This window comes from Treponema parvum, from assembly GCF_017893965.1.
In the GTDB taxonomy this organism is placed as follows: Bacteria; Spirochaetota; Spirochaetia; order Treponematales; family Treponemataceae; genus Treponema_D; species Treponema_D parvum.
Genome location: NZ_CP054142.1, coordinates 1,560,087 through 1,587,043 on the forward strand (window position 1 = coordinate 1,560,087; position 26,957 = coordinate 1,587,043).

At 45.6% G+C, this 26,957-nt stretch carries 24 protein-coding genes; 14 read left to right on the forward strand and 10 right to left on the reverse strand.

Annotated elements, in window-relative coordinates; translation table 11 throughout:
• The first annotated feature begins 100 nt into the window (after nucleotides 1-100).
• Entirely contained in the window at nucleotides 101-1,372 is a 1,272-nt protein-coding gene (locus HRQ91_RS06945) for a BamA/TamA family outer membrane protein (RefSeq protein ID WP_210118881.1), read from the forward strand.
• 87 nt (nucleotides 1,373-1,459) lie between these two features.
• Here the strand turns inward: HRQ91_RS06945 and rhaD are convergent, their stop codons facing one another.
• From rhaD to pncB, 4 genes are all read right to left on the reverse strand, one after another.
• On the reverse strand, nucleotides 1,460-2,290 hold the full coding sequence (gene rhaD, locus HRQ91_RS06950) for a rhamnulose-1-phosphate aldolase (protein ID WP_210118882.1): 831 nt from the start codon (nucleotides 2,288-2,290) through the stop codon (nucleotides 1,460-1,462).
• A gap of 47 nt (nucleotides 2,291-2,337) precedes the next feature.
• Nucleotides 2,338-3,585, reverse strand: coding sequence for an L-rhamnose isomerase (locus tag HRQ91_RS06955; protein WP_210118883.1), 1,248 nt, complete (start codon nucleotides 3,583-3,585; stop codon nucleotides 2,338-2,340).
• A gap of 143 nt (nucleotides 3,586-3,728) precedes the next feature.
• On the reverse strand, nucleotides 3,729-4,907 hold the full coding sequence (locus HRQ91_RS06960; RefSeq protein WP_210118884.1) for a pyridoxal phosphate-dependent aminotransferase: 1,179 nt from the start codon (nucleotides 4,905-4,907) through the stop codon (nucleotides 3,729-3,731).
• 47 nt (nucleotides 4,908-4,954) lie between these two features.
• Nucleotides 4,955-6,172 carry a nicotinate phosphoribosyltransferase gene (gene pncB / locus HRQ91_RS06965; RefSeq protein ID WP_210118885.1) on the reverse strand — a complete coding sequence of 406 codons (1,218 nt, stop codon included), beginning with the start codon at nucleotides 6,170-6,172 and terminating at the stop codon, nucleotides 4,955-4,957.
• A gap of 320 nt (nucleotides 6,173-6,492) precedes the next feature.
• On the opposite strand from pncB, the gene sufC reads away from it, so the two are divergent.
• The 4 genes from sufC to cysK all read left to right on the forward strand — a co-directional run bounded on the left by sufC (nucleotide 6,493) and on the right by cysK (nucleotide 11,040).
• Nucleotides 6,493-7,296 carry a Fe-S cluster assembly ATPase SufC gene (gene sufC, locus HRQ91_RS06970; protein ID WP_210118886.1) on the forward strand — a complete coding sequence of 268 codons (804 nt, stop codon included), beginning with the start codon at nucleotides 6,493-6,495 and terminating at the stop codon, nucleotides 7,294-7,296.
• A 15-nt stretch (nucleotides 7,297-7,311) separates the two neighbouring features.
• Nucleotides 7,312-8,718, forward strand: a complete 1,407-nt coding sequence (sufB, locus tag HRQ91_RS06975) for a Fe-S cluster assembly protein SufB (RefSeq protein WP_210118887.1) — start codon at nucleotides 7,312-7,314, stop codon at nucleotides 8,716-8,718.
• Nucleotides 8,718-9,926: a SufB/SufD family protein gene (locus HRQ91_RS06980; RefSeq protein WP_210118888.1), complete on the forward strand. Its 1,209-nt coding sequence runs from the start codon at nucleotides 8,718-8,720 to the stop codon at nucleotides 9,924-9,926. Before sufB ends, HRQ91_RS06980 begins: the two co-directional genes overlap by 1 nt.
• A gap of 181 nt (nucleotides 9,927-10,107) precedes the next feature.
• On the forward strand, nucleotides 10,108-11,040 hold the full coding sequence (cysK, locus tag HRQ91_RS06985) for a cysteine synthase A (protein WP_210118889.1): 933 nt from the start codon (nucleotides 10,108-10,110) through the stop codon (nucleotides 11,038-11,040).
• 65 nt (nucleotides 11,041-11,105) lie between these two features.
• Here cysK and HRQ91_RS06990 read toward each other — a convergent pair whose 3' ends face one another.
• Both HRQ91_RS06990 and HRQ91_RS06995 read right to left on the reverse strand, forming a co-directional pair.
• On the reverse strand, nucleotides 11,106-11,510 hold the full coding sequence (locus tag HRQ91_RS06990; protein WP_210118890.1) for an HIT family protein: 405 nt from the start codon (nucleotides 11,508-11,510) through the stop codon (nucleotides 11,106-11,108).
• Nucleotides 11,511-11,824: 314 nt separating this feature from the next.
• Entirely contained in the window at nucleotides 11,825-12,484 is a 660-nt protein-coding gene (locus HRQ91_RS06995) for a GntR family transcriptional regulator (protein ID WP_210118393.1), read from the reverse strand.
• Between the two features lie 386 nt (nucleotides 12,485-12,870).
• On the opposite strand from HRQ91_RS06995, the gene HRQ91_RS07000 reads away from it, so the two are divergent.
• The 8 genes from HRQ91_RS07000 to HRQ91_RS07035 all read left to right on the forward strand — a co-directional run bounded on the left by HRQ91_RS07000 (nucleotide 12,871) and on the right by HRQ91_RS07035 (nucleotide 19,874).
• Nucleotides 12,871-13,878: a C4-dicarboxylate TRAP transporter substrate-binding protein gene (locus HRQ91_RS07000; RefSeq protein WP_210118392.1), complete on the forward strand. Its 1,008-nt coding sequence runs from the start codon at nucleotides 12,871-12,873 to the stop codon at nucleotides 13,876-13,878.
• Nucleotides 13,879-14,020: 142 nt separating this feature from the next.
• Nucleotides 14,021-14,503 carry a TRAP transporter small permease gene (locus HRQ91_RS07005; protein WP_210118891.1) on the forward strand — a complete coding sequence of 161 codons (483 nt, stop codon included), beginning with the start codon at nucleotides 14,021-14,023 and terminating at the stop codon, nucleotides 14,501-14,503.
• Nucleotides 14,504-14,505: 2 nt separating this feature from the next.
• Nucleotides 14,506-15,786: a TRAP transporter large permease gene (locus HRQ91_RS07010; protein ID WP_210118892.1), complete on the forward strand. Its 1,281-nt coding sequence runs from the start codon at nucleotides 14,506-14,508 to the stop codon at nucleotides 15,784-15,786.
• Between the two features lie 81 nt (nucleotides 15,787-15,867).
• Complete coding sequence (locus tag HRQ91_RS07015) at nucleotides 15,868-17,316, forward strand: NAD(P)/FAD-dependent oxidoreductase (RefSeq protein ID WP_210118893.1); 1,449 nt, start codon at nucleotides 15,868-15,870, stop codon at nucleotides 17,314-17,316.
• 6 nt (nucleotides 17,317-17,322) lie between these two features.
• A complete protein-coding gene (locus HRQ91_RS07020; RefSeq protein ID WP_210118894.1) occupies nucleotides 17,323-18,570 on the forward strand; it encodes an NAD(P)/FAD-dependent oxidoreductase in 1,248 nt (415 codons plus the stop codon).
• Entirely contained in the window at nucleotides 18,567-18,947 is a 381-nt protein-coding gene (locus HRQ91_RS07025) for a DUF1667 domain-containing protein (RefSeq protein ID WP_210118895.1), read from the forward strand. Before HRQ91_RS07020 ends, HRQ91_RS07025 begins: the two co-directional genes overlap by 4 nt.
• Before the next feature lie 419 nt (nucleotides 18,948-19,366).
• Entirely contained in the window at nucleotides 19,367-19,588 is a 222-nt protein-coding gene (locus HRQ91_RS07030; protein WP_210118896.1) for a DUF2281 domain-containing protein, read from the forward strand.
• A gap of 28 nt (nucleotides 19,589-19,616) precedes the next feature.
• Nucleotides 19,617-19,874 (forward strand): type II toxin-antitoxin system VapC family toxin, encoded by a 258-nt coding sequence (locus tag HRQ91_RS07035; protein WP_246473181.1) that lies wholly within the window; start codon nucleotides 19,617-19,619, stop codon nucleotides 19,872-19,874.
• Nucleotides 19,875-20,329: 455 nt separating this feature from the next.
• On the opposite strand, the gene HRQ91_RS07040 is transcribed toward HRQ91_RS07035, so the two are convergent.
• The 4 genes from HRQ91_RS07040 to HRQ91_RS07055 all read right to left on the reverse strand — a co-directional run bounded on the left by HRQ91_RS07040 (nucleotide 20,330) and on the right by HRQ91_RS07055 (nucleotide 25,838).
• The gene (locus tag HRQ91_RS07040; RefSeq protein WP_210118897.1) at nucleotides 20,330-21,625 is read right to left on the reverse strand and encodes an L-cysteine desulfidase family protein; all 1,296 of its coding nucleotides are present in this window, start codon (nucleotides 21,623-21,625) and stop codon (nucleotides 20,330-20,332) included.
• A 150-nt stretch (nucleotides 21,626-21,775) separates the two neighbouring features.
• The gene (locus HRQ91_RS07045; protein ID WP_210118898.1) at nucleotides 21,776-22,777 is read right to left on the reverse strand and encodes a uroporphyrinogen decarboxylase family protein; all 1,002 of its coding nucleotides are present in this window, start codon (nucleotides 22,775-22,777) and stop codon (nucleotides 21,776-21,778) included.
• A gap of 80 nt (nucleotides 22,778-22,857) precedes the next feature.
• Nucleotides 22,858-24,762, reverse strand: a complete 1,905-nt coding sequence (locus tag HRQ91_RS07050) for a TRAP transporter permease (RefSeq protein WP_210118899.1) — start codon at nucleotides 24,760-24,762, stop codon at nucleotides 22,858-22,860.
• A gap of 65 nt (nucleotides 24,763-24,827) precedes the next feature.
• Nucleotides 24,828-25,838, reverse strand: a complete 1,011-nt coding sequence (locus HRQ91_RS07055) for a TAXI family TRAP transporter solute-binding subunit (protein WP_210118900.1) — start codon at nucleotides 25,836-25,838, stop codon at nucleotides 24,828-24,830.
• Nucleotides 25,839-26,190: 352 nt separating this feature from the next.
• On the opposite strand from HRQ91_RS07055, the gene HRQ91_RS07060 reads away from it, so the two are divergent.
• Nucleotides 26,191-26,955, forward strand: a complete 765-nt coding sequence (locus HRQ91_RS07060) for a DeoR/GlpR family DNA-binding transcription regulator (protein ID WP_210118901.1) — start codon at nucleotides 26,191-26,193, stop codon at nucleotides 26,953-26,955.
• Nucleotides 26,956-26,957 lie beyond the last annotated feature (2 nt).

Genomic DNA, 26,957 nt, shown 5'->3' on the forward strand with positions numbered 1-26,957 from the left:
GCCGCTTACTGCGCTTATGCGCCGTATTTTATTTTTTATGCATATGGTATAGAATAGTTTCCTAAACGGCTTGAATCTTGAGCTTTGAAAAGAGGAAAAAATGACCTGTATTATAAAAAATATAAAAATCTTATTGCATAACCATGTCCGTGCAGCCGCATTTGTAACCGCCTTTACCGTCTTTACGGCGGCTCTTTATCTATCGGCGGCAGGCTGTATTTATGCGGAGCCCGTTTCACAGATCAAAGTGGACGGCCTAAAGAAAACGCGTAATTCTTACATTCAAAACGTGCTGAAAAAATACACTCTTATGGACAGCGGCGAAATTAATCTTAAAGACGTTGAAAGCGATCTCATAGAAGAAGGGCTTTTTTCGGACATTCAAATTGCGCTTGAAGAGACGGAAAGCGATGCGCCGATTCTTCATATTACGGTAAAAGAAAAAATAAGTTTTATACCCCTCCCGATTGCCTCATATTCAAACGGATCTTTTTCGGGAGGAGGCTTTGTTATGGACACTAACGCCTTCGGCCGAAAGGATTCATTCGTCGTAGGCGGTATATTTTCAAAAGAAGCCGCGTTAGGAATGGCGTCATTTACCAAGGGAGCCACGGATATTTCACATCCGGGATTTGCGGTTTTCGGAATGCTGTCAAACAGGACAAATGAAATAACAAATTCCTCCGATGAACTTTTGTTGAAATATGACGCTTTCAGCTGGAACATTACGGTTTCCCTGCTTGAAAAATTTACGAAAGAATTTTCAGGCGGCCTTGGCTTTGCATATTTGCAACATAAGATAGACGATCCTACCGACATATTCAAATCAAGCCGCAATTTTTGCGTCATACCGAACCTTACATTCAGTAAAGCGGATTGGGACGGTTGGTATATTTCCGAACGTTCCGCCGTTTTGCAGGGAACCGTTTATTTTTCCGACCTTAACGGATTTTCACAAAATACGGAAATAAATTTTCATTTTCAAAAACTTTTGTTCCCCCGTACGCGATTTGTCTCTCATGCAGCCATGTCATACGGTATAGACCTTTTGCGCACGGAATATAATTCAAACTCTTCCGTAGGAATATTTACTTTGCCCAACGACTTTATTACGGAAAAGATCGCAGGCGCATCGGCAGGATTTGAAGCAATCGCCGTTAAAACGGAGATAGGTAATTTTTCAGTATACGGTATGTACGAATTTTGCGCCGCAGAAGACTGGGACGAAACTTCCTTAATTTGTCACGGCCCTTTGGGCGGAATAAAAATGTATCTTTCAAAGATCATGATTCCCGCGCTCAGCTTTGTTCTGGCGTATAATGTTCCGAAAGATTTTTTTCAATACACCTTTTCGCTTGGCATGAGCTTTTAGCGAGTTTGCGGCAAACGGCTTGCTTCGCAAGCCAGCTTGTAATTGTCGCGGGAACGTTTTAAGGCGGTCGGAGCGGATCGCCGAGTGTCACTTATCCAAAAATTTTTCGTTTAAATTTACCTTAAAATCGCGGGCTACGGCACGAAGGTCTTTGTCGGTGATTGTCTGCAAAACCTTTTTGCCCGTCGAAAGGACTTTTACGTATATTTCAGCGGACTTTTCTATCGTATGCATGAGACCGAACGTTATGTCAAAGTCGGGCCCCGCACAAAAAAGCCCGTGATGAGCCCACACGGCCGCGTCAAATTCTCTCATAAGGGAACTTGTCGCCCGCGCAATGTCCGCTCCGCCGGGAACCATCCATTCCACGACTCCCACCCCTCCCGGAAACACGACGGGACATTCGGTGGCGCTTTGCCACAGCGCACGACTGAACGCCTTAGCCGTCAAGGGCAGAACGTAAGTCATTGCAATTAAATTTGCAGGATGAGCGTGATAGATGACGCGGTATTCTCCGTTCGTTATTTCCTTCTTTACGCTGTGATTTAAAAAATGAGACGAAAATTCGCTCGTAGGGCGCCCGCCTTTTTCAAGCCCCCAAACGATACGATAACCGTCGCCGCTGCCGTTTATTTCAACAATACATATATTATCTTGAGGCGCTAAAACGACGTTTCTAAAAAATTTACCGCTTCCTGTGCTTATAAAATATTCGTTTTTAAGATTTTCGGCCCGAACGTCCATTAAAACCCAATCGCCGGGGGCCTTTTTAAAAAACTTGCGACAGGCTTCTACTTCTTCGCCTTTCATCCTGTATGTCAAATTTCCGCCGTTTCTTTCGTGCCAGCCTAAAAGCCAGCCGTCGTTACACATCCTTATATACCCTTGTATAACTTCAATATCTAAAATGGATTCCATAACATCTCCTAATAAAAAAGCGCCGACTCTTTAACCTTTGCCGCAAATCATTTCCGACCGGACAGAACCTTCTTTTCATAATCACATACAATTTTTACCATTTCATCGTCGTCAGGGACGCCTGTTCTGCGGCAGTATTCTTTCCAGACGGAACCGAAAGGAAGCGTCGCTTGCCGCTCCAGCAGAGCCATTTTTTCAAACTCTCTCCCGGCTTGTTCAAGTTCTATAAGAGTGTCCAGCGGTTCAAGCATAGCGAAAAGCAGAGCTTTGCGAGTTGAACGCGTGCCTACCGCCCACGCTCCTATGCGGTTTATGGAAGCATCAAAAAAATCAAGACCTATGTGAACATTCGTAAGTTTTCCGCTTCTTACAAGCTCTTCCGCCACCGATTTTACGGCGTCGTTAAACAAAACGACGTGATCGCTGTCCCAATGCAGCGGCCGGCTTATGTGCATGAGAACTTCATCGTCAAAAAGAAGAATCGAAGAAAGTTTATCCGAAACGTCTTCTCCTATATTGAAATGTCCCATGTCTATGCAAAGCATAAGGGAATTTCTTGCCGCATAATTCATGTAGAATTCGTGAGAACCGACTACAAACGATTCGGAACCTATACCGAAAAGCTTTGTTTCAAGCGCGTCGCGCATGAGACGCTTATCGTATTTTTCTTTAAAAATTTTATCGAGGGAATCTTTTAAGACAGCACGGTAACCGATTTTGTCGGCCGTAATGTTTTTTGCACCGTCAGGAATCCACGTATCAAGGATGCACGGCGTTCCCATATTTTTGCCGATATATGCCGCAATCCTGCGGCATCGTTTTTCATGCTCTATCCAAAATTCACGAACGGTCTTGTCCTTGCTCGAAAGGGTAAAACCGCTTTCCGCCATGGGATGACTGAAAAACGTTCCGTTAAAATCTATTCCTATTTTTTTCTCTTTGGCCCAGTCTATCCAGGAATAAAAATGTTTTTCTTCGATTTTATCGCGATCTACAAAGCCGCCGCTGAAGTCTCCGTAACTTGCATGAAGATTTATGCGGTGCGCACCTCCGTCGAGCGTAAGAATCTTTTCAAAATCGCTTCTCAACTCGTCAATGTTTCTTGCCTTGCCGGGATAATTGCCCGTCGTCTGAATCCCGCCGCCGCTTAAAACGGCGCCGGGACGCTCGAAACCGCCCACATCGTCGCCCTGCCAGCAATGTACGGATATTGCAATCTTTTCCAGTTCGGAAAGAACTTTATCTACATCTACGCCGAAATCCGAATATTCGCTTTTCGCACTTTTAAAATCCATAATATACGCTCCGTTGAAAGCATTATATCAAAGGAGCTATGTAAGAAGCAAATGCACGCCAGACTGCCGCAGCGGCATTTTCGGCAAAACCAAGAGGGGGCAAACTATACGTCCAAAATGGCAGATAGTACAGCAGTATTCGTCTAAAAGTACTTTTTGGCCAATTCTGCAAATGCGTCCAACGATCTTTTTATCTTATCCTGTGGAATACAGTAGGCAAGGCGTACATAACCTGAGCAGCCGAAGGCGGAACCCGGGATCATCAATATGTTGTGTTTTTTGCCTTCCGCAACAAAATCGGCCTCGTCCGAAACCGGAGATTTTAAAAACAGATAAAACGCTCCCTGCGGTTTAAGGCAGGTAAATCCCAACCGGGTGAGTCCTTCGTAAAGACATCTTCTGTTAACGTCGTAAAATTCCAGATCTGCCTTTTCTTCAAGACAGTCTTTGACCACAAGCTGAAACAGCGAAGGCGCGTTTACATACCCTACCCGCATAACGGCGATAAGCGCCGAAATAACTTCCAAAGGCGTTTCAGGCGGAACGGCGATGTAACCTATTCTTTCCCCGGGCAGGGACAAGGATTTACTGAACGAATATACTACTATACAGTTTTTTATGTAAAGCGGAACGTACGGAACGGTATTTCCGTCATAGGCAAGCTCTCTGTAAGGTTCGTCGGAGACTACACATATTTCGTGTCCGATCCTCTTTTGCGCTTCATTGATTTTTCCTTGAAGTTTTTTAAAAATTTCAGACGAATAGATCACTCCTGTTGGATTATTCGGATTGTTCAAAAGTATGATCTTTGTTTTTTCGCTTATGTAAGAATCAAGCAGGTCAAGATTAGGCTGAAACGTGTTTGTGTCAGGAGGAACGGCTACAAGCCTTCCGCCTGCGCTCGAGGCATAATTTTTATACTCGCCGAAAAAAGGCGCAAAGCACACAACTTCTTCGCCGGGATTTAAAAACGCACGAAAAATGCAGTTAAGTCCGCCTGCGGCTCCGGACGTCATGACTATATTTTTTGCATCGTATCTCATACCGTAACGACGGTTCAAAGATTCCGCTACGGCTTCTCTCACTTCGTCGTAGCCTGCGTTTTTCATGTATCCGTGAAGATATTGACCGTCGCATTCGTTTACAAGGCGGATAATGCTTTCTTTGACCTTAGAAGGCGCTCGTGCGCAAGGGTTTCCGAGACTGAAATCAAAAACGTTTTCAGCTCCGATCTTTTTTGCCATTTCGGCGCCTTCTTCAAAAGATTTTCTTATAGCGGAATTTCCCGTCAATAAGGCCTTTGCTGTTTCAGATAATTCCATAATTTTGTCCTCTGTCCGTACATAAACGAAAATGCGTAAAAGAACTTTTATCGGTTGCTTATGCGCCAATCTATAGCGCGCTGCAAATAATCTTCATAAGCCTTATCTTCACCTATGCCCTTTCCGGGCGAATCCGAAATTTTTACAACGGGAATTCCGTTCGCTTGAACCGTTTTCATCACAATGTTCAAAGGAGGAACATAGGTGTCGTTTACAAGAAACGTTCCTATACCGAAAGAAACCCGCGCCTGATCGCCGAATTCTCTATAAATTTTATCGGCCATGTCAAAGTCAAGATTGTCGCTGAAAAGCAGGGTTTTGGTTTTGGGATCAATGCCGAGTTTTTTATAATGCGCTATCATTTTACGCGCCCATTCAAAAGGATCGCCGGAATCGTTTCTTACGCCGGCAAAAAGCATTGCGTTTTTAATGTCAAAATCGAGCAAAAAACAGTCGGTAGTTATGCAATCCGTAAGAGCGATGCCCAGCTGTATGCCGTACAAGTCGTGCCATTCGTCCATAACAAATTTATTAGAATAAGCGGGATTGCGTTCAGGATACCCCTGCCCCGTCACCATAAAAACTTCATGAGCCATAGTACCTATGGGTCTTATGTTTTCACGCATCGCGATCATAACGTTTGAAGTTCCGTTGAACTGAGAAGAGCCCAAACGCCCTTCTTGATCCGCCTGCTTGAACATGCGTATCACTTCAAGCTGAATATGGAAATTAAGACGGCGGCGCGTTCCGAATTCGGAAAAAGAACCTATGACATATTTTTTGCTGCCGAGATCGGCGATTTTTTGCTTTGTGCGTTCGATGGCTGACTGCGCTATTTTATCGTATTCGTTTTTATATTTAAAACTGTAATAAACTTCGTTTACGATGGAAAGAACCGGAGTTTCGTAATATATGGTTAAAAACCACGGCCCTACCGTTCTGATATTCAAACCGCAGTCGGCGTCGTCGGAAATAATAAAATGTTCCATCATCGGATGCCATACGGATAAAAACGAAATATATCCCTTGTCAAGCCATTTTATTGACGAAAGATAATTTATTTCTTCCACCGTAAAATTCAATTTACAGTATAATTCCAGCTGGCGCTTTATTTCACGGATCATCGGCGCGGTAAAATGAACGTCTTTAGTCCGGCACACGAATTTCCATTCCACGTTTGCGTCGCCGTATCTGCGCATGGCAAACTGCCCCATGCTGAACTTATACAAATCGGTATCCAAAAGACTTGTTATTATCTGTTCCATGCTTTGCCTCGCTAAAGAAACATGTGATTTAAGAATATCAGTAAATCGGCAGACTAGCAAGGCTGTGAAGCGGCACGGCGAAAAAACGCTCTAAGCGACCGGGGCGGATTGACGACTGCGACAAACTGGCGGCTATGGCGCACGGCAAAACGGCGCTGCCACAAAAACGCCGCCAAATCGGCTGCGGCAAATCGGTAGCTGCGGCGCCCACACAAAAGCCGCCGGCCCAAAAGGCGCGAAAAAACTTGACATTGTATATTTTTATTATTTTATTTAAACTCATACAGCAATGCTTAAATTTTAAATTCACGGAGTTCCGTATGAATAATATATTGTTATCCGCAAAAAATTTGTCGGTGGGAATCAAAAACAAAGAGATTCTCTCTGACATAAATCTTAATATAATGCCCGGAGAAACGCACGTCCTGCTGGGACCCAACGGAGCGGGCAAATCCACTCTCGGCAACGCTATAATGGGGCATCCTGCATATCATATCAGCGGCGGCAACATCTACTTCAATTCCGAAGACATCACAAGTCTTCCACCCGACAAAAGAGCCAAAATGGGTATGTTTATGACCTTTCAAACCCCGGTCGAAATTCCCGGCATAAGCGTCGCAAAATTCATTCGAAGCGCTATGGAACAGTGCTCGGGAAAACGCCAAAATCTCTTTACGGTAAGAAAAAAGATCGAAGAAAAAATGAATCTGCTTAATATGGATCTTTCCTATGCCGACCGCGACCTCAACGTAGGCTTTTCGGGCGGAGAAAGAAAAAAGACGGAAATACTTCAGATGCTCATGCTGGAGCCCAAATTCGCAATCCTTGACGAAACAGATTCGGGACTCGACGTGGACGCAGTGCGCACGGTTTCAAAGGGCATAAAAGAGTTTCAAAAAGCGGGAGACGGCTCGCTTTTAATAATAACGCACAGCGCAAAAATCCTTGAAAGCATCAAGGTGGATTACGTGCACGTTATCGTAAAAGGGTGTCTAGTAAAAACCGGCAATATTTCCTTGATCGAAGAGATAAACAAAAACGGTTTTGAAAAATTCGGCGGCGGGGCATCTCAAAGTCTTGCAGGCGGCAAACCTATTCAAAGTCAAATGACGGCAAATCTCTGACGCAAGGTTTAAATCATGACAAAGAAAACAAAAATAGATGACATAAATCGCAATCTTTACGATTTTAAAGACGACGAAAGCGATTTTTACCGTCTGAGCGGCGGACTTACCCGCGAGACAGTAGAAACCATTTCCAAAGAAAAAAACGATCCTGAGTGGATGAGAGAATTTCGGCTAAGATCTCTAAAACTTTACAATAAAATTCCTCTTCCCGACTGGGGCCCGCCGCTTGATGAACTCAATATGGAAGATATTTCCTCATACGTGCGCGCAAACACGAGCATGAAAGGCAAATGGGAAGAAGTTCCCGCCGACATAAAAAACACCTTCGAGCGGCTTGGAATTCCGCAGGCGGAGCGGGAAGCTCTAGCCGGAGTCGGAGCCCAATACGATTCCGAACTTGTCTATCACAACGTAAAAGAGGAAGTGACAAAAAAAGGCGTCGTATATACCGACATGGAAAGCGCCCTTACAGGCCCTTACGCCGATCTTGTAAAATCAAAGTTCATGCGCCTGCTTCCGCCGCAGGAACACAAGTTTATGGCCCTGCACGGAGCGGTTTGGTCGGGCGGATCGTTCGTATATGTTCCCAAGGGGATTCACTTGGATATTCCTCTGCAATCGTATTTCCGCCTTAACGCGCCGGGCGCAGGACAATACGAGCACACCCTAATAATAGTCGACGACGACGCGTATCTGCACTTTATCGAAGGCTGTTCCGCGCCCAAATACAACGTCGCAAACCTTCACGCAGGCTGCGTAGAAATATATGTAGGAAAAAATTCCACTGTACGCTATTCGACGATCGAAAACTGGTCAAAAAACATGTACAATCTTAATTCAAAACGAGCGCTCGTAGAAGAAGACGGCGCTATAGAATGGATATCCGGCTCTTTCGGATCCCACACTTCATATCTTTATCCCAACAGTATTTTAAAAGGCGACAGGGCAAAAAGCGAATACACGGGAATAACGTTTTCAGGCAACGGGCAGGATCTGGACACGGGAACGAAAATAGTCCACATAGGAAAGGACACCACTTCGTTCGTAAATGCAAAGTCCATATCAAAAAGCGGCGGCCGCAACACTTTCCGCAGTTCGGTAGAGATAAGAAAGAGCGCCAAAAACGCAAAATCTTCGGTTTCGTGTACATCTCTCATGCTGGACGACAAATCGCGATCCGATACTATTCCTTCGATGGACGTAAGAACCTGCGACGCGGACATAGGGCACGAGGCAAAAATAGGCAAGATAAGCGAAGAAGTGATTTTTTATCTTATGAGCCGCGGCATTGATGAAGAAGAAGCAAGAGCTATGATCGTGACGGGCTTTGCAAATCCCATAGCTAAGGAACTGCCGCTTGAATATGCGGTAGAAATGAACAATCTTATAAAACTTGAAATGGAAGGAGCGATAGGTTGATGAAAAACGATGAACTCATACTGAAAGCAAGCCCTCTTCCCTCAAAAACATGGAATTTTCTTAAAATAAACGATACCGATATTCCCGTACCGAAAAAAATAAAAAGCGAAAACGAATGCAGCGTAAAATGTCTTCCTGAAAACATAAAACTTTTACGAACAGATGCGAACGAAGCGCTTAAAATTTTCAAAGGCGAAAAGATTTCGGGCGCACTAGGTGAAAATGTCGAAAAATGGCTTTCAGAGCAAAACCTGAAATGCATGTTTTTTACCGTAGAAGCCTCAAAGTCCGGCCGGGACTTGGAAAATTCCGATGCTGAAAAACGCGGCGGCAAAGCAAACGGCCTTACGGGACTAAACGCGGCTGGTGCAGCCCCTGCACGTCCTGGCGGCAAAGATATTCTTCCGGCTCATATCACAATTGAACTGAAGGCCGAGGAGAAACACGCGTCTCTTTTCGTCATCCACGCAAAAAAAGGGACAAATTCGCGCTTCATCTTCGAATGCCGGCAGAATACGAATTTTTCAAACACGGGCGAAGGATTTTTGGCCGTGTTCGTCCTATGCTGCCTTGAAGAAAATTCCGCCTTGGAAATTTCAAAAATTCAGTTTTTGGGACAAAAAACCGCTTATCTTTCGGACATAGGCGCTCTTGCAAAGCGGGACTCAAAGCTCACTCTGATACGCGGAAATTTCGGCGCCGAAAAATCCTGGCTGGGCTCAAAAACCTCTCTTAAAGGCGACGGAGCTGAAATTGAAAGCAAACTGGCCTATATGACGGACGACAGCCAGACTTTAGACATAAACGACATAGGCATTCATTACGGAAAGCGGACTGTAAGCGGCTTTAATTCTCAAGGAGTCATGCTCGGAAAATCATATAAAAACTATAAGGGAACTATAGATTTTATAAAAGGCTGTTCATCTTCTTCCGGAGAAGAAAAAGAAGACGTTCTTCTTTTAAGCGACGATATAATAAATAAATCTACGCCTGTAATACTGTGCGACGAAGAAGACGTAACGGGTAACCACGGCGCGACGCTCGGAAAGATAGACGAAAACCTTTTGTTTTATATGGGCAGCAGGGGACTTGACGGGCAAAGCGCAAAGCGGTTGATCGCAAACGGAAAGCTATATAACATAATAAACCGCATTCCCAGTAAGGAACTAATAGAAAAAACCGTATCGCATATAGACACGGCGTTTTGATTGAGGGCGATAAGGGAAACGCATATACCGTAAAGACAGGATCGCTCAGGCGGATTTTACGGACAGCGCATAAATTAATTTGGCATGTGCGCTTTTGCGCACGGCTAAAACTTTTTCGGAAATTAAACCGGCTTGAAGCTTAACTGCGAGAGCCTGCAAAATTTTTTATTAGGATAATTATATGAAACCTATATATAAATCAATAGACGAACTTATAGGAAACACACCTCTGCTGGAACTTTCAAATATCCAAAGGGACGAAAACTTACAAGCAAGAGTTCTTGCAAAACTTGAGTATTTTAATCCCGCAGGAAGTATAAAAGACAGAGCGGCAAAATCAATGCTCGACGACGCGGAAGCGAAGGGACTTTTAAAAAAGGGTTCCGTGATAATCGAACCGACAAGCGGAAACACGGGAGTGGGACTTTCGGCAATAGCTTGCACGCGCGGCTACAGGGTAATAATTACAATGCCCGAAACGATGAGCGTCGAACGAAGGAATCTCATGAAGGCCTACGGAGCGGAACTTGTTTTGACGGACGGAGTAAAGGGAATGAAAGGCGCAATAGAAAAAGCCGAAGAGCTGTCAAGGTCAATACCCGGCAGTTTCATTCCCGGGCAATTTAAAAATCCCGCAAATCCCGAAGCGCATAAAAAGACTACGGGACCCGAAATCTGGAACGATACGGAAGGAAAAACGGATATTTTTGTTGCAGGAATCGGCACCGGCGGTACTATAAGCGGCACAGGAGAATACCTTAAATCAAAAAATCCAAAAATAAAAATCGTCGCCGTAGAACCCAAAGATTCGCCCGTTTTGTCCGAAGGACGCTCAGGGGCGCATAAAATTCAAGGAATCGGAGCGGGATTTGTTCCCGAAACCCTTGACACAAAGATCTACGACGAGATCGTAACCGTAGAAAACGAAGACGCGTTTGAAACGGGAAGAAAATTATGCAGAAAAGAAGGAATTCTTGTAGGAATTTCTTCAGGAGCTGCGGTATGGGCTGCTATCAGTCTTGCCAAACGGCCTGAAAATAAAGGAAAGACTATCGTCGTGATTCTTCCCGACACAGGTGAAAGATATCTTTCTACGCCCATGTTTTCAGAATGACGATGTAAATTTGCGAAAAAGCGGCCGGCGGCAACTGCCGGCCGCCGGTAAAATCGCGATAAACGTCAGACCATTTTAAGGCTCTGCCATAATTCATCTTTTGACAGCTTCGTTCCCGTATATTTCGGAAAAGACGGAAGCCCGTCGTCCGCTTTCCGCGGCACCAAATGAAAATGCAAGTGAAAAACCGTCTGCCCTGCGCACGGTTCGTTGGCGTTCATAACGTCGACGCCTCCCCATCCGCAGTCGTCCACATAGTGCTTTGCAACCTTTTGCACGGTTTCAATAACATGGGCTAAGGTTTCTTTGTCGCAATCGAGAATATTTTTCACATGCTTTTTAGGAATCACAAGAGTGTGACCGTCAACATCGTCGGCCGCATCCAAAAAGACCAAAGTGTGTTCGTCTTCATAAATTTTACGGCAGGGAAGTTCTCCCGAAATTATCCTGCAAAAGACATCGTCGCTCATAATAAGTCTCCTGTAAAAACTTTTGCAGAAAGTTGAAGCTTGCTCTCGTTCTGCAAAGAACCGATCCTAAACGTCCGCTTTCGCGGATTCAGAATCAACTTTCGAAAAGTCTTTCGGCGTTTTATTCATCGCTATCGTAAATGCGCGCTTTTAAAACATATCTTATCAGCATAAAACGAATACGGCAACAATGCGTCATGAAAAAACATTGACCGCAACGGACACAGCGTTTATTTATGATAACACCAACGAATTAGGTTTGACAATGTATTTTTCTTTATCCGCGGCAGAAGCTGTTCGGGATTTGCTAAAAACTAAATGATGAAGTTGCTTGCGGCGTAAATGGTATTGTACCGTTCTACGGATTTTTCAAGGTGGCTGCGGCAGACTTCTTCCGCACGGCTTATGTCATCCGAGAGGATGGAATCAATCATTTCAATGTGCTCATGGCGTGCATCGTCATCGCTTTTGCTGTCCGCAAATGACGACAGGATCCTTATGCGCTGGCTTTGAGACAGCAGCCGCTCTTCAGTGTCGATCAGAATTTGATTACGCGTGCATTCTGCAAGATAAAGGTGGAATTCGCTGTCCAGATCTCTGCCGCTGGCCGTAGCGGAAATCATTTTCGTATTATTGAATTCCCTTTTGAAGGCGGAAAGCTTTTCTGCGGATACGGAGTCGGCTATTTTCCGTATGATTGGAGGCTCGAGCATAAGCCGTACCTCGTAAATGCCAAGAATATCCCTGATCCGTAAAAACGAGGCGGTTATCCCTTTTCTGGGGATTATGGAAACAAGGCCTTCCGTAGATAATGTTGTTATAGCTTCGTGAACGGGCGTTCGGCTTATGCCCAGTTCGGAAACATATTTTTTTTCATCAATAGGCTCGCCCGGTTTGATAATATTATTGATAATCTGCTTTTTGATGTGTGAGTAGGCTTGCTCTTTCAGGCTTTTGTTTTCATTTTCAATCATGGCTCATCCTTAAAATAACATAACATCTCCTTAAAACACTATAAAAACTATAAACAAAAAAAAATGAAAAAACAAGGTTTTATTTCTTGTCGTCGGGCGGCGGGATTGTCGATTTTTATAGGTTTTAATTTTTAAACTTGACGGCTTAATAAAGTAGACCTATAATCTAATTATGGCTGTGATATATCACAAATATATCAGCGGCATACCTTAATTTATCAAGGAATGTAAAACAAAAACTGCCGGAACAGAACAGCTTTTGTTTACCGAGTTTTCTTTTGAAAACTTGATTATTTAATATCACGTTCTCATACATTTGCGGACGTGGGTAAAAAACCGATTGAATGCTGAAAATATTCTTCTCGGTTTTTGATTAGGAGGTCTATATGAAAAAAACATTGATTCTGGTGTTTGCCGTTGTTCTTGGGATTTTTTTAGTGGGCTGCAGCAAGTCCTCTCATCAAAGCGCGCAAAAGAAGGCCGTAAATGTTATGATTGGTTATGAGAACAATCCCGGAGAACCGATTGACCTTGCCTGTCAGAAATGGAAGGAATACGTAGAGCAGGAAAGCAAAGGCTCCATGACGGTTACGCTTTATCCGTCAAGTCAGCTTGGAACAAAGGACAATATAATCGACCAAGCTGTGAACGGCGAACCTGTAATCACTTTGGCAAACGGCGCCTTTTTTCAGGACAGGGGGGTAAAGGATTTCGGAATAGTGTTTGCGCCGTACCTGTTCGGCTCTTGGGATGATTTCAAAAAGCTTATGGCCAGCGACTGGTGGAAGCAAAAATGCGATGAGCTGGAAAAACAGTGCAATCTCAAGATATTGACGTCATGGAACTACGGTGTTCGCCATACTATCACAAAGGCTCCCGTAAAGACCCCTGAAGACCTGAAAGGAAAAAAAATCCGTGTACCGAACAATGTTATTCAGGTTAGAGGAACCGCCGCCCTCGGCGCAACTCCGACGCCTATGTCCTTGGGTGATGTCTATACGGCGCTTCAACAGGGTGTAATCGACGGTCTTGAAAATCCTCTTCCGGTAATTCTGAACGGAGCTTTTCAGGAAGTTGCAAAATACCTAATTCTTGACGGACATATCTATGACGAAACATGCTGGATCACAGGGACTAAATTTTATGAAAAACTGTCTCCGGAACAGCAGAAGATCCTTGTTGACTGTGGAAACAAAGCCGGAGTATACAATAATCAGCAGCTTGATTCTCTTACGCAGGATGCCTTGAACAAGCTGAAGGATGCGGGCGTTGTTGTGACAAATATTGACCTTGAGGCCTTCAGAAAAGCGTCCGAATCGTTCTACAGCGATCCTGAAATCAAGAAAATGTGGTCTCCCGATATAGTTGACACGATACGCAAAATCATAAAATAACATCTCAGGTTATGCTGCCGTTCATAGCGGCAGCATAACTCCGGAAAGCTAAATTTCTTGCAATCAATTTGAAAAAACAGTTTTTTATCAATTAGACGTATGTGCGTATCTCTGTTAATGCCCGTACGTCCGGGAGTGGAAAATGTATAAAAAGCCCTTGCTCATAAATGCCTTGAAGAACCTTGACACTGTGATTGCCGCGTTGGCTTTGGTTTTACTTGTCGCAGTAACATTTGTCGGTGTTGTTATGCGCTATGTCTTTTCAAGTCCGTTTGCATGGGAGGAGGAAGTTCAGCTGGCGCTTATTGTATGGGTAGTGTTTTTTGGCGGCAGATATGCCTTTGTGACCGGCAGCCATCCGGCTATTGATATGATCGTAAACGTATTCCCAAAAAAGATCAGAAAACCGTTCATGTGCGCTGTCATTCTTTTTTCGATCACGGTTCTGCTGTATGCCGGACTGCAGGGTTTTAGATACACGCTGCAGATGTTGAATAACTCTCGTGTCACAAACATACTGCGTATTCCATTTGCATTGATTTACGCACCACTGCCGATCGGCTGTGTCCTGATGTCGGCGCAGATTGTAATAAACAATTTTTGTAAAAAAACCGGGGAGGAGTAACTATGCAGACAACGCTTATAGGACTTGCCGCTGCAGTTCTTCTTGCATCTCTTTTTCTGAACGTGCCTGTTTTTATTTCCATTTTGGCAGGTTCCGTAACATACTTTTTCCTTTCCGGCGGCTCTCTTACAACGCTGCTCGGCCAGAGAATTCTGTCCGGCGTGGAAAGCATACCTCTTCTTGCGATTCCTTTCTTTGTTGCGGCAGGGGTCTTCATGAATTATTCCGGAGTTACAAGAAGGATAATGAACTTCTGCAACCTTTTGATCGGACAGCGGACAGGCGGGCTTGCGCAGGTAAATGTCCTTCTTTCAACTCTCATGGGCGGACTTTCAGGGAGTAATCTTGCCGATGCGGCGATGGAATCCAAGATGCTTGTTCCTGAGATGGAAAAAAAAGGCTTCTCAAAAGAATTTTCTACGGTAGTTACGGCAATGTCCTCTATGATCACGCCCTTGATTCCGCCCGGAATTGCAATGATCCTGTACGGGTCTGTGGCAAATATTTCCATAGGAAAAATCTTTATTGCCGGAATAGGAAACGGATTGTTGCTCTGTGTCGCAATGATGATTCTTGTTGCCGTTATTTCAAAAAAAAGAGGCTATAAATCGGTTGAAAAACTTGAGGTTAAGCCTTCGCAAGCTATACAAGGAGCGATTCTTCCGTTGTGCCTTCCTGTCATAATTCTTGGAGGAATAAGACTCGGAATTTTTACCGCCACTGAAGCAGGTTCTGTCGCCATAGTGTATGCTCTTGTGCTCGGACTTATCTATAAGGAGCTTAAGATTGAAAACATCAAGACAGGACTTAAAGAGACCGTTGCAACCACCGCTTCGATTATGGTAATTGTAGGAGCCGCGTCTGCTTTCGCGTGGGTCTTAACCAGAGGGCAGATTCCACAGAAATTCACACAGCTTGTGATTGGAACTATTCACAGCAAATATGTATTCCTGATAGTTGTAATCTTATTTCTCATTGTGGTCGGAATGTTCATAGAAGGGAATGCGGCTCTTATCGTACTTGTTCCGCTTCTCGCCCCTGTAGCGAACGCTTATGGGATCGATCCAATTCATTTTGCGATGGTCTATATATTTACGATGGCCTGCGGCGGCGTAACGCCTCCTGTGGGAACGCTTATATTTGTGACGTGCGGAATAACAAAATGTACCATAAAGGATTTTATAATGGAGTCCATTCCTTTTTACATTATGTTGTTTATCTGCATGCTGCTTATAGCTTTTTGCCCATGGATATCAACAGGGCTTGTCAATCTGATTTACTGACAGGAAGGCTCTAAAAACTGCGGTTTTTAGAGGTAAGCGCGGCTCATGAGCCGACAATCTGATTATATTCGAGGAAAACAGATGAAAACTGTATATGATGTGCTTATCATTGGCGGCGGAGTTGTAGGCAGCGCCGTTGCTAGGGAACTGTCCGCATATAAACTGTCAATAGGTGTGCTGGAAAAGAATTTTGATGTCTGCAATGAAACCAGCGGAAGAAATTCAGGAGTGGTTCACGGCGGTTTTGCTTATGACACAGGGACACTGAAGGCAAAGCTCTGTGTAGAAGGCAACAGGATGATGGATCAGCTTTCCGACGAGCTTGGTTTCAGATTCGACAGGTGCGGTAAGGTTCTTGTCGGCAATACTTTGGAAGAGAGGAAGTCTCTTGAAAAAACCGTTGCCCAAGGAAGAAAAAACGGAGCGACGGAATTGTCCATTATTTCCGAGGATGAGCTCCACCGCCTTGTTCCCAAGGCCGTAGGAAAATTCGCAATGTTTTCTAAAAATTCCGGAGTTGTAGATCCTTTTAATTATACGATCGCACTGGCGGAAAACGCAGTTTTGAATGGGGCTAAGTATTTTTTTGACACTAAGGTCGGTGCAATAAGGCGCGGCGACGGTCTGTGGATGCTGGAAACTTCCAGGGGACAATTCGCCTCCAAATGGGTCGTAAATGCCGCAGGGCTTGGCTGCGGCGCCGTTTCAGATATGCTCGGAATAAAAGGCTACAAGATAATCGGTTCTAAGGGCGACTATATAATACTTGACAAAAGGACAGGACCTCTTCTTCCTATGCCCGTGTACCCTGTTCCGTCAAATACCTACATGGGAATTCATGTGACCAATACTACCGACGGAAATGTCATCATAGGGCCTAATGCGGATAATGTGAACGATTTTGCATATTATGGCGTTCTTCAGAAAAATCTTGACTATCTTGTTGAAAGCGCATCAAGAATTTGGCCTTGTATCAACCGCGGGGACTGCATAAGAAACTATTCGGGCATATTGCCGAAGCTCGTTGACGACAGCGGCAGTATTCAGGATTTTAAGATAGAGATAAAAAACGACATTGCGCCGAATGCCGTAAACCTTATCGGTATTGAGTCTCCGGGCTTAACGGCTGCAGTTCCAATCGCCCGCCATGTCATCGGCATGATGAAAGAGTACGTAAATCTAGAAAAAAAAGAAGGCTATAATCCCAGACTGCCGAAAGTAATGCGTTTCGCAGAACTGGATGAGGAAGAACTTTCTGCCCTGATAAAAAAGGAGCCTGATTACGGTGAATTGGTCTGCCGATGTGAAAAAGTGTCAAAGGCTGAATTTGTAAGGGCAATTCATAATCCGCTTGGAGTCCATACGATGACGGGAATAAAATACCGAACCCGTGCTATGATGGGCAGATGTCAGGGCGGATACTGCAGGATGCGTTTGGCTCAGCTTCTGGAACAGGAGCTGGGATTGAAACCCGAAGAGATTGTGTATGAGCGCAAAGGCTCGAATCCTTTTATTGGGCAGATGAGGTAGTTTGATATGGCGGCTGAAACGTTTGAAACAAGAGATGTGGTAATTGTGGGCGGCGGCCCGGCAGGCCTTGCCGCTGCTGTAGAGCTGTATAATAAAGGAATCGAAAACATCATTATTCTGGAACGTGAAAAAAGTCTCGGGGGAATTTTAAGGCAGTGCATACACGACGGTTTCGGACTTACACGTTTTAGGGAACTTCTTTCGGGGCCTGAATATGCCGACCGCTTTATAAAGGAAGTCGTAAGCAGGAAAATCCCGTATATGACAAATACGAGCGTTACAAATATTTCTCCGGAGCATATTGTAACGGCCGTATCTCCCGACGGTCTTATCACAATCAAGGCCAAGGCTGTAATTTTGGGGATGGGATGCCGCGAAAGAACAAGAGGCGCGCTTCAGATTCCCGGAGAGCGGCCGTCGGGAGTGCTGACCGCCGGTGTTGCTCAGGCATACATAAATCTTTTTAACAGAAAAATCGGCAGGGAAATTGTCGTTCTCGGTTCAGGCGACATAGGGCTGATAATGGCACGACGCTTGAGCCTTGAAGGCGCGCATGTCCATGCCGTGTATGAAATTCAGAGTACTCCTTCAGGCCTTCCGCGGAACATCCGTCAGTGTCTTGAAGATTTCAATATTCCTCTGTACCTAAGTCATACGGTAACGGACATAAAGGGCGGTTCAAGGATAACGTCTGTTGTTGTTTCAAAGGTTGATTCGGATATGAAGCCGATTCCCGAAACCGAAGAGGAAATTCCGTGCGATACGCTGATCTTAAGCGTAGGCTTGATTCCTGAAAACGAGCTTTCGTTGGACTGCGGAATAAAGCTTGATCCGCATACAAAGGGCGCCGTAGTAGATGAATTTTTCCAGACATCGGTAAAAGGTATCTTTGCGGCGGGAAACGTTCTTCATGTGCATGATCTTGTTGACAATGTTTCCCTCGAAGCTGAATCTCTTGCCGATTCCGTGGCGGAATATCTGGAAACTCAGTTCTTGCCTGAAAGCGGCATAAATATTTCTTATGACAGGAATATAAACCATGTTGTGCCTCAGAGAATCAGCGGAAAAAAAGACATAATTCTGTCATTTAGAGTTACACGTGAGCTTTACGGAAAATCGGTGGCAATTATGCAAGGCGGTTCGGAAGTCCTGGTGAAAAAAATAAAGAAAATGACCCCGGCTGAAATGATCCGCATTCCTGTAATGTGCGACAAACTGAATTCCGACTGTAATCTGGAGGTCTGCATAAGATGAAAAAGGAACTTACATGCATAATCTGTCCGAACGGCTGTACGGTTACGGTTGAAACGGATGAAAAGACAAACGATATTATCTCCATAGAAGGGTATGCCTGCCCTAAAGGCGAACAGTATGCACGGCAGGAATTTACGGAGCCTTTAAGGACGGTTACTTCGAGCGTCCGCATACAGGGAGGAGAACTTCCCCTCGTTTCCGTCCGCCTGACAAAACCTGTTCCTCAAAAACGGATTTTTGACGTTATGGACGAAATAAAGAAAATTACAGTGCAGGCGCCTGTGGCTGTAGGAACCGTAGTCAAAAAATCCGTGTTAGGCTTTGACAGCGATCTGATCGCAACCAAATCCGTCGGAAAGATTTCCGAAGAAAAATAACAGTCCAACGGCGGCGAATTTTTTTAGGCGGCTTTTGCGATAAAATCACAAAAACCTCAGCTTTTTTGGAGTGCGGCAAAATTATGGTTGCTTCCGCTTTCACCGCCTTGGACGGTTTCTATTTGAATTTGCGGATATTTAAGTTGAAAAGCATCGGTAATCATATAGTATTCTTCATTTTATGTATAATCATTAAATCAATTCATTCAAAAAGCGGTCGAACAAGAAGTATTACGTGAATCGTTAACTGATTAATCGCGATTCAAGCAAAGAAATAAATCAATCAAAAATATGTTTTCGGCAAAAAAACAAATCGGAGATAAGTGTAGCGTATCAAGATAATCCGTCTTTACGTAGAAAAAATCTGAAATTTGTGATATAGTATACCGCGGTTGTGTAAAATGCAGAGGAGATAGCTTATGTCCTACAGTACTCTTGAAAAAAAATTAAAGTCGCTTCCACAAGCAGCCCTTGAAGAAGTGTCTTCTTACGTGGACTATATCTTCTTTAAATTTGCTGTATCAGAAAAAGATATTGCGTCAAAAAGCCAAAAAAAAGGTTTCGGTTGCCTAAAAGATATTCCTTGCAAAATGTCTCTTGAATTTGACAAACCTATTGAAGAATTTGCGGAGTATATGTGATGTATTTGCTCGATACTCATGCAATAATTTGGAAATTGCAATAAAACAGGCAAAAGGAATGCTTGATTTCAAAATTGATATTCCGAGACTAAAAACTGTTTTGGAAAATGAAGAATTTATTTATCTTTTCCCAACGGAATATGATGCAGAAAGAATAAAGAATTTACCCGATATTCATAAAGACCCGTTTGACAGACTGCTCATTGCACAAGCTAAAGAAAATGAGCTTACTATGATAACAAGAGATGAAAATATTCCGTTATACGAAATAAAGACTATTTGGTAAAATCGTCTAGCACCGTTTCCTCCGCCGGTAAGCGTGTGCCTATCGGCGGTTGTTTTCAAAGCCGAAAAGCTTTTGGTTTATAAAAAAATAGAGAAATCATATAAAGGCAGTTTTAACGTTCGTATTGCGCCCGACTGTGAAGTCCTTTCTGTAAATTCAGTAGGCTGCGGTAAAAAGGTTTTAATGCGGGAATGTCCCGCAAGCAGCTGACAGCTACTGTTTCTTTTTTGAATATAAAATACAGCTGATTTTTTATCAGGAGTTAAGCACTAAAGACTGGTGGATGTTGAATTTTTCGTATCGCATGCCATTGGTAGCATGGCATCATGCGATTCCATTGAATCTGATCTGGAATAAGAGAAACAGTCATGTTTGATCCGAATGATCTGACCAGAAAATCAAATAGTCACGATCAGGTAGCCGCTGACGATATGGAAGGAGCGTGTCACGCAATACTATGCCCTTGATCCGACTTTCGACGTCATGATATCCAGAATAATCCTGTCGGTGTCAAGCATGCCGCTGTTGCCGATGCGTACAAGATTTCTAAGGCTCTTCTCCACATCTTCCTCGTTGATTCCCTTGTCTCCAGAGATGGAGAGATCGCCGATTGCCAGTAGCGCAGACCTGAAAGCGGCATCCACAGCTGATGCGATTTTCAATGCGCACCCATCCTTCGCTCCGTCGCACACCATGCCGGTCAGACTGGCCACCATGTTCTGCACCGCCCGGTAGATATGCAGGATAGATCCACCGAGAAGGAACGTGATGGCGGATGCAGCCCCGATGCCTGCAGTGAAGGCTCCGCACATGGCGGTGAGACGGTTCATGCCTTTTCTTGCATGGATTGCCACAAGATTGCTCATGACCAACGCCCGGTGAATGGTCTGCTCATCTGCTCCGACCTTCTCAGCCGTAGCCAGAACCGGCAACGAAACGGTGATGCCTTGGTTGCCGCTGCCGCTGTTGGTGAACACAGGGAGCATGCATCCGCCCATCCTTGCGTCAGCCGCGGCCGCCGCCAACTTCACGCCGTAAATGATGATATTGTCCGTCAGAATGTGGTTGTCAACGTTTCGTTGCATGGATTTCCCGACTTGCAGGCCATAGGTGCCGGAAAGTCCTTCGAGCGCCACCTGCTTGTTTATCCGCGCACCTTCCAAGAGAAACTTAAGAGGTACAAGATCGGTCTCCAGCGCGAATTGGTAGATATCCAGCAAGGAGGCGGTTGTCAGGTCATCTTCATCTTTGACCTGTTCTTCCACACAATTCTCAAAGAGCACCTTCCCATCCAACTCAATCCGCTCCACTTTAGTATGGGTATGCTTGATCACGACAGTACTGCGGTGTCCGCCCTGATGGATGGTCGCTTCGATGTACAGATTCTCCGGGCTATCAGACTGAGCGATGGTAATAAGGTTGCGTTGCACATATCCGGTCGCCCGGGCGATATCCTCTTTGGAGACCGAGGCGATCACTTCCAGCCCTAAGGTCGAGTCTCCGCCAGAATAGCCGAGAGCCGCTGCGATTGGAATACCGGTCATCGTTGTTCCGGGTATTCCGACACCGAGCGCATTCTTGATGATATTCCTGCTCAAGACCAGTTCAATCTGATCGGGATCACCTCCTAGGAAGGGCAAAGTCTCCCTCGCCTTCGAACAGGCTAGCGCAATCGCAATCGGCTCAGTGCAGCCTACGGCAAGCATGGTTTCCCGCTGTAACAACCTCGTGTAACGCTCATTTCTTTCCATAATGTCGATTCCTCACATTGCCATCCACCGGGAACCCGTCGCCTGAACAGGCGACGGGTTCCCGGTGGAAAGCTTTTTCACGCACCAAATCAGCTTAATGTTCGATGCGATTCTGTGCATAGTGTGTTTTTTGCGCAGCGCGATTCCCTCTCAGGGGAGATACTTCTCAACTGCCCTGCGCATCGTATAAAGGTTGCCCTCCGGAACGGTCAGGGGGAAGGTGCATCCGGGAGAAATCATCAGACGTTTTCCACCAGCCTGCTTGATGGCGTCGGCTACCTGACGTTCGACATCGGCGGGAGTTCTGCAGTGAAGAACCTCGAATTGCTCAATGCCCGAAGCCATCATACCGGGAAACAGCTTTGCTGCCTCTGCAATGCTCGGTCCTGCCGCCCGGTCATGCCAGTTGACGATGTGCACAGGATAATCGCAGATTTTGGAGAACATCGGATACTGTCCGTGGAGGTGGATGGTGTTGAGCCAGCCTTCCTTAGCCTGATTGAGAACCCGCAGGTCATAAGGACGAGAGAACTCGTCATGCTCTGCTTCGGTCAATACTTCATAGCTTGCGGCATAGGTCGAGAGGAAAATGCCGTCGACTCCACGTGCAAATGCTTCTCTGACAAAGCGCTCAGTGGTCTGACTGATAGCATCCAACGCCCGTTTCATCCGCTTGGGATCCTGGCGCAGATAGACGGGAACCTTGTCGTCTCCCGCCATATAACCAGCGATGCGGCTTGCGGTAAAGACAGTCATGACCACCGGGGTCTCCTTATCCCGCCGTGCAATGACCTTCTCTAGAGCCCGAAGGATTTTTCCGTAGGTGCCCTTTGTCACATCGAGCGGCTCGATTCGATCCCAATCTTCAGTTGTTTTGATTAGACGTTCCTTATACTCGCGCTCGCCAAGTGGTTTACCTCGATACTCGTGCTGCGCTCCCCAGTCGGACACCGTGTAGGAACTGGAGGGAGTCAGTTTGATCCAATCCATGTCGAACTTCGCCTGGTATTGCAATGTCACGAATGCAAGCATCTCGTCATCCTGATCGTCTATCGGCCAATGCCGCCAGAATGCTACAGGGACTCTATCCGGTATCTCACCGTTCAACACTGCTCGCAATCTTTCACAGTGGGATAATCTTTCGGTACTCATCTACATTCCTCCTGAATCATGACAATCCGCCTTCGATGATTTTTCATCGCTGGCAACCGGTTCGTTGTGTATCTTTGTTTTCATTTGTCTGACGGTGCGTTGACCGCCGGTCCTTGCGAACGCCGCTTCCTGAATAGCTGCACAGAGGTAACAAATGCGAGCAATCCAAGCCCCACGAGATCAGTTCTATATCCGGGAAAGATCAGGCTGATGGAAGCCACAATCAGGATGATCCTCTCAAACCACAGCAGTTTCATGAAGTAATAACTCTGCAGTCCGGCTGCCAAGCACACAATGCCAATCAGGCTGGTGACAATCGCCAGCAAGATGACACCGATTTTGCCAATCAGCAGGAGCGCCGGGTTGAACACAAACATGAACGGCACGATATAGGCCACCAAGCCAAGCTTGACTGACTCAACGCTTGTCTTCATCGCATCCGCGCCCGCAATGCCCGCAGCAGCGTAGGACGAGATTGCCACCGGCGGCGTGATATTGGATATCACGGAAAAATAAAGAGCAAACAGATGCGCCGAAATCGGCAGCACACCCATTTGAATGATCGCTGGAATCAGCAGCGATGCCTGCACGATATACGCAGGAGTCGTAGGCAACCCCATTCCAAGTATCAATGCGGCAACCATTGTAAGCAGAAGCGCGGGAACGAGCATGCCGCCAGACAACTGGACAACCATGCTGGTGAACTTGAGCCCAAGTCCGGTCAGACTGACCACGCCGATGACGATGCCCGCGCATGCACATGCGCTGATGACCATTACCGAAGCCTTCACGCCCTTCTCAAGGGCAAGGAGTATCTTCTTCGGCCCCAGCCTAGTTTCTTTGTTAATCCAGCTCAAGGCAATGGTAACGGCTATGGCACCGAGTGCTGCGTACATGGGCGTGAAGCCTGACACAAGCAGAACAACGATTGCGACCACGGGAAGCAGCAGATACCCTCCCGTTAGCAGGGTTTTCCAGAGGTTCGGAACCTGATCCTTCGGCAATCCCTTGATGCCGCTTTTGATAGCCTGAAAATGGACGGCAAAGAAAATGGCTAGGAAATAAAGCGTACCAGGAATGAATGCATATTTGATCACATGGAGGTAGGGAATGCCCGAGAACTCGGCAAGCACAAATGCCGCGGCCCCCATGACCGGAGGCATGAACTGCCCCCCTGAGGAAGCGGCTGCCTCCACCGCTCCCGCGAAATGAGGCTTGTAGCCCGCCTTTTTCATCATCGGGATGGTGAAGGTGCCGGTTGTGACGACGTTTGCTACAGCGCTTCCGGATATTGTGCCAAGCAGGGCGCTGGAAACGACGGCGACCTTCGCTGTTCCTCCGCTGCTTCCACCGGCAATCGCCTGGGAGAGCTTGATGAAGAAGTCTCCCCCTCCGGAGACCTCCAGAAAGGCTCCGAAGATTATGAAAAGAATGATGTAGGTAGCCGAAACGCCAATGGGAATCCCGAACAGACCTTCGTTAACCATATACAGATGGTCTATGATGGTCTCGAGCGTGGCTCCCCGATGCCGGAGAATCCCCGGCATCACCGGTCCGAGCAGGGCATAAAGCAAGAAAATAACCGAGATGATTGGCAATGCGATGCCGACCGCACGGCGCGCGGCTTCCAGAACCAAAATGACGGCGAGAATCCCGAAGATCATGTCCAATGGCTTCAACGGATGCACATACCGAAACCGTGTCAGCATATATTTATGGTTCACCATCAGGTATGCCATGGAGGCGATGCTGATCACTGTGATGATGATATCATAGAAGGGAACCCCTCCGGAGATATTGCTCTCTTTTTTTCGAATCGGATACTGGAGAAACACCAACACCAACCCGAACATCAGATGGGCGCTGCGATGCAATGTGGCCTCCGGGATTCCGAACATCGCGGTGAGCAGATGATAGAATCCCATAGCCAAGGCAATGATCTTGATGATAAGGGACCAAGTGTTGTCCAAGTTTCTTGTTTTCATATGACTTCCTACTTTTTATAAATCATTTTAGCTGGCGAGCAGCAAAGAGACTGGTTCCGCTAAAGCTACCGGGCTGATCTATTCTTTTTGACTGTGTCGTAGAACTTATTTGCCCCGGGATGCATCGGCGCACCGATATCAGTGGTCATGAAATCAGTATCGGTCTGAATGGTGTTCACCACAGCACGCAGCTTGTCAATTTTGTTGTACAGGGCTTCAGCTATCTTGTAGACCAAATCGTCAGGCAGGTCGGCACTAACGGCGAAATGGCTGATCATACCGACACTGAGAACATCCTTGTCCTGCTTAGGATAGCTGCCAGCCTTGATCGTGAACGGAACATACCCAGCGTTAATCTGCTGGATTGCGTCAAACATCTCCATCTCGACAGGGATGAGGCGCATACTCCGAGACATCATCAGCTCCATGATGGCCGGTCCGGGAACATTCATCGTAGCGGCCATGACATCTGCGTGCCGGTCGCGCACCAGATTCGCTGAGTCCCCATGAGACAGGTGATGAATCATCGCGAAATCATCATAGCTCAGGCCATATGCGGACAGGATGCCACGGAACATGACCTCGCCCGTGTTGCCTGCAGTCTGCGCACTAACGCGCTTTCCTTTGAAGTCCCTGACTGTGTAGATATCGGATTCAGCCGGAGCGACCATATGCATCGTCAGATTGTAGAGGCTCATCAGGTTTCGCACTTTGTCCGCAGGTCCGGAGAATGGAGGCTTGCCTTGATATGCATCGGCAGTCGAGGGGGAATTCCCCATGCCGAGAGCAGCCTTGCCCGCTTGGATCGCCTCGATGTTCACCAGTCCGGCACCGGGCAGGACTTCCACGGTCACTCCCGGAATCGCATTCTGGATGATTTCAGCAGCAGCCCCTGCCAGCGGATACCAGGAACCGCCGAGCGGTCCGCTGAAAAACACCAAGTCATACCGTTTTTCGCCAGTCGATGATTCTTTTGATCCGGCGGCGAACAACGCTCCTTGTGAAATGAGCACTGCCATCACCAGCAACAGGATGAATGTCCGGGCAATTGCTGTCTTGCGTCTTCTGATGTTCATACTTTCCTCCTTATATTACTAATCAGCACTTTCAATTCTTCCGATCAGCAGTAATAACCTTACTGCTCAGAAACTGACCAACTTTATAAAAAGTTTATCATGTTTTTATCATTTGTCAACTTTTTTATTTAAATAATTATCAAAATAAATTCATAAAATGAGTTTTGGAGCAACAACATTATCATACATTATTCAAAACAATACTATTATGACATAAAATGATGGATAGCAAGAAAAAAAATAAAAGTCGAAACAGGAGAAATTATTTCAGAAATAAAAAATGAATTGCAACATATGGTCAGATTCATTATAAATAAAAGAAGGGAAAAATAATTATCAGGAGATAAGCAGTATGTCGATACGACCAAAAAGAATTGAGGAAATAAAAAGTTATATCTATCAAAACAAAACAGTAACTCTTGAACAACTCTGTAGGGAATTTAAAGTGTCAATGAGCACGCTCCGCAGAGATCTTGAAGAAATTCTGCAGGAAAAAGACATAAAAAAAATATACGGTGGCGTAACAACGACAAAACGAAAAGAGCTGGTTCCCTTCGATGAAAGGAACATAACAAACCAAGAAATAAAAGAGCGGATTGCAATTAAGGCAGCTTCGCTTGTCGAAAACGGCGATATTATTTTCATCGATTCCGGTACGACAACGTTTCATATGATAGAAGCGTTGAAAGAAAAAAAAGATATAACCGTAATTACCAACAATCTTGAAATCATTGTGCAGGCAGTACCATACCCAGACATCAAAATTATTTCGCTGTCAGGGATGCTCAGCAGAAAAACACTGTCTTTCACCGGTATGATGGCGGCACAAGTTCTGCAAAACTATAATATAGGAAAAGCTTTTATGGCTGCGACGGGTTTTTCAGTTGAAAACGGAATAACAAATTCGTCTCCGCCGGAAACAGAAATAAAACAGACTGCCGTACAGAGAAGCCAGCAGACATATCTTCTGGCGGACAGTTCGAAAAGCGGTGTCATCTCGCTCATGACATACTGTTCTCTGGATAAAATCGACGCACTTGTTACCGATGCACAGCCGTCAAACGGCATCTGTGATTTTATGAACGCGCATGGAGTCCGTATTATTATTGCCGAATAGAC

Bases quoted from the DNA above. Each gene is read 5' to 3' on its own strand.
- HRQ91_RS06945 (WP_210118881.1), top strand. From the start codon at position 101: ATGACCTGTATTATAAAAAATATAAAAATCTTATTGCATAACCATGTC.
- rhaD (WP_210118882.1), bottom strand. From the start codon at position 2,290: ATGGAATCCATTTTAGATATTGAAGTTATACAAGGGTATATAAGGATG.
- HRQ91_RS06955 (WP_210118883.1), bottom strand. From the start codon at position 3,585: ATGGATTTTAAAAGTGCGAAAAGCGAATATTCGGATTTCGGCGTAGAT.
- HRQ91_RS06960 (WP_210118884.1), bottom strand. From the start codon at position 4,907: ATGGAATTATCTGAAACAGCAAAGGCCTTATTGACGGGAAATTCCGCT.
- pncB (WP_210118885.1), bottom strand. From the start codon at position 6,172: ATGGAACAGATAATAACAAGTCTTTTGGATACCGATTTGTATAAGTTC.
- sufC (WP_210118886.1), top strand. From the start codon at position 6,493: ATGAATAATATATTGTTATCCGCAAAAAATTTGTCGGTGGGAATCAAA.
- sufB (WP_210118887.1), top strand. From the start codon at position 7,312: ATGACAAAGAAAACAAAAATAGATGACATAAATCGCAATCTTTACGAT.
- HRQ91_RS06980 (WP_210118888.1), top strand. From the start codon at position 8,718: ATGAAAAACGATGAACTCATACTGAAAGCAAGCCCTCTTCCCTCAAAA.
- cysK (WP_210118889.1), top strand. From the start codon at position 10,108: ATGAAACCTATATATAAATCAATAGACGAACTTATAGGAAACACACCT.
- HRQ91_RS06990 (WP_210118890.1), bottom strand. From the start codon at position 11,510: ATGAGCGACGATGTCTTTTGCAGGATAATTTCGGGAGAACTTCCCTGC.
- HRQ91_RS06995 (WP_210118393.1), bottom strand. From the start codon at position 12,484: ATGATTGAAAATGAAAACAAAAGCCTGAAAGAGCAAGCCTACTCACAC.
- HRQ91_RS07000 (WP_210118392.1), top strand. From the start codon at position 12,871: ATGAAAAAAACATTGATTCTGGTGTTTGCCGTTGTTCTTGGGATTTTT.
- HRQ91_RS07005 (WP_210118891.1), top strand. From the start codon at position 14,021: ATGTATAAAAAGCCCTTGCTCATAAATGCCTTGAAGAACCTTGACACT.
- HRQ91_RS07010 (WP_210118892.1), top strand. From the start codon at position 14,506: ATGCAGACAACGCTTATAGGACTTGCCGCTGCAGTTCTTCTTGCATCT.
- HRQ91_RS07015 (WP_210118893.1), top strand. From the start codon at position 15,868: ATGAAAACTGTATATGATGTGCTTATCATTGGCGGCGGAGTTGTAGGC.
- HRQ91_RS07020 (WP_210118894.1), top strand. From the start codon at position 17,323: ATGGCGGCTGAAACGTTTGAAACAAGAGATGTGGTAATTGTGGGCGGC.
- HRQ91_RS07025 (WP_210118895.1), top strand. From the start codon at position 18,567: ATGAAAAAGGAACTTACATGCATAATCTGTCCGAACGGCTGTACGGTT.
- HRQ91_RS07030 (WP_210118896.1), top strand. From the start codon at position 19,367: ATGTCCTACAGTACTCTTGAAAAAAAATTAAAGTCGCTTCCACAAGCA.
- HRQ91_RS07040 (WP_210118897.1), bottom strand. From the start codon at position 21,625: ATGGAAAGAAATGAGCGTTACACGAGGTTGTTACAGCGGGAAACCATG.
- HRQ91_RS07045 (WP_210118898.1), bottom strand. From the start codon at position 22,777: ATGAGTACCGAAAGATTATCCCACTGTGAAAGATTGCGAGCAGTGTTG.
- HRQ91_RS07050 (WP_210118899.1), bottom strand. From the start codon at position 24,762: ATGAAAACAAGAAACTTGGACAACACTTGGTCCCTTATCATCAAGATC.
- HRQ91_RS07055 (WP_210118900.1), bottom strand. From the start codon at position 25,838: ATGAACATCAGAAGACGCAAGACAGCAATTGCCCGGACATTCATCCTG.
- HRQ91_RS07060 (WP_210118901.1), top strand. From the start codon at position 26,191: ATGTCGATACGACCAAAAAGAATTGAGGAAATAAAAAGTTATATCTAT.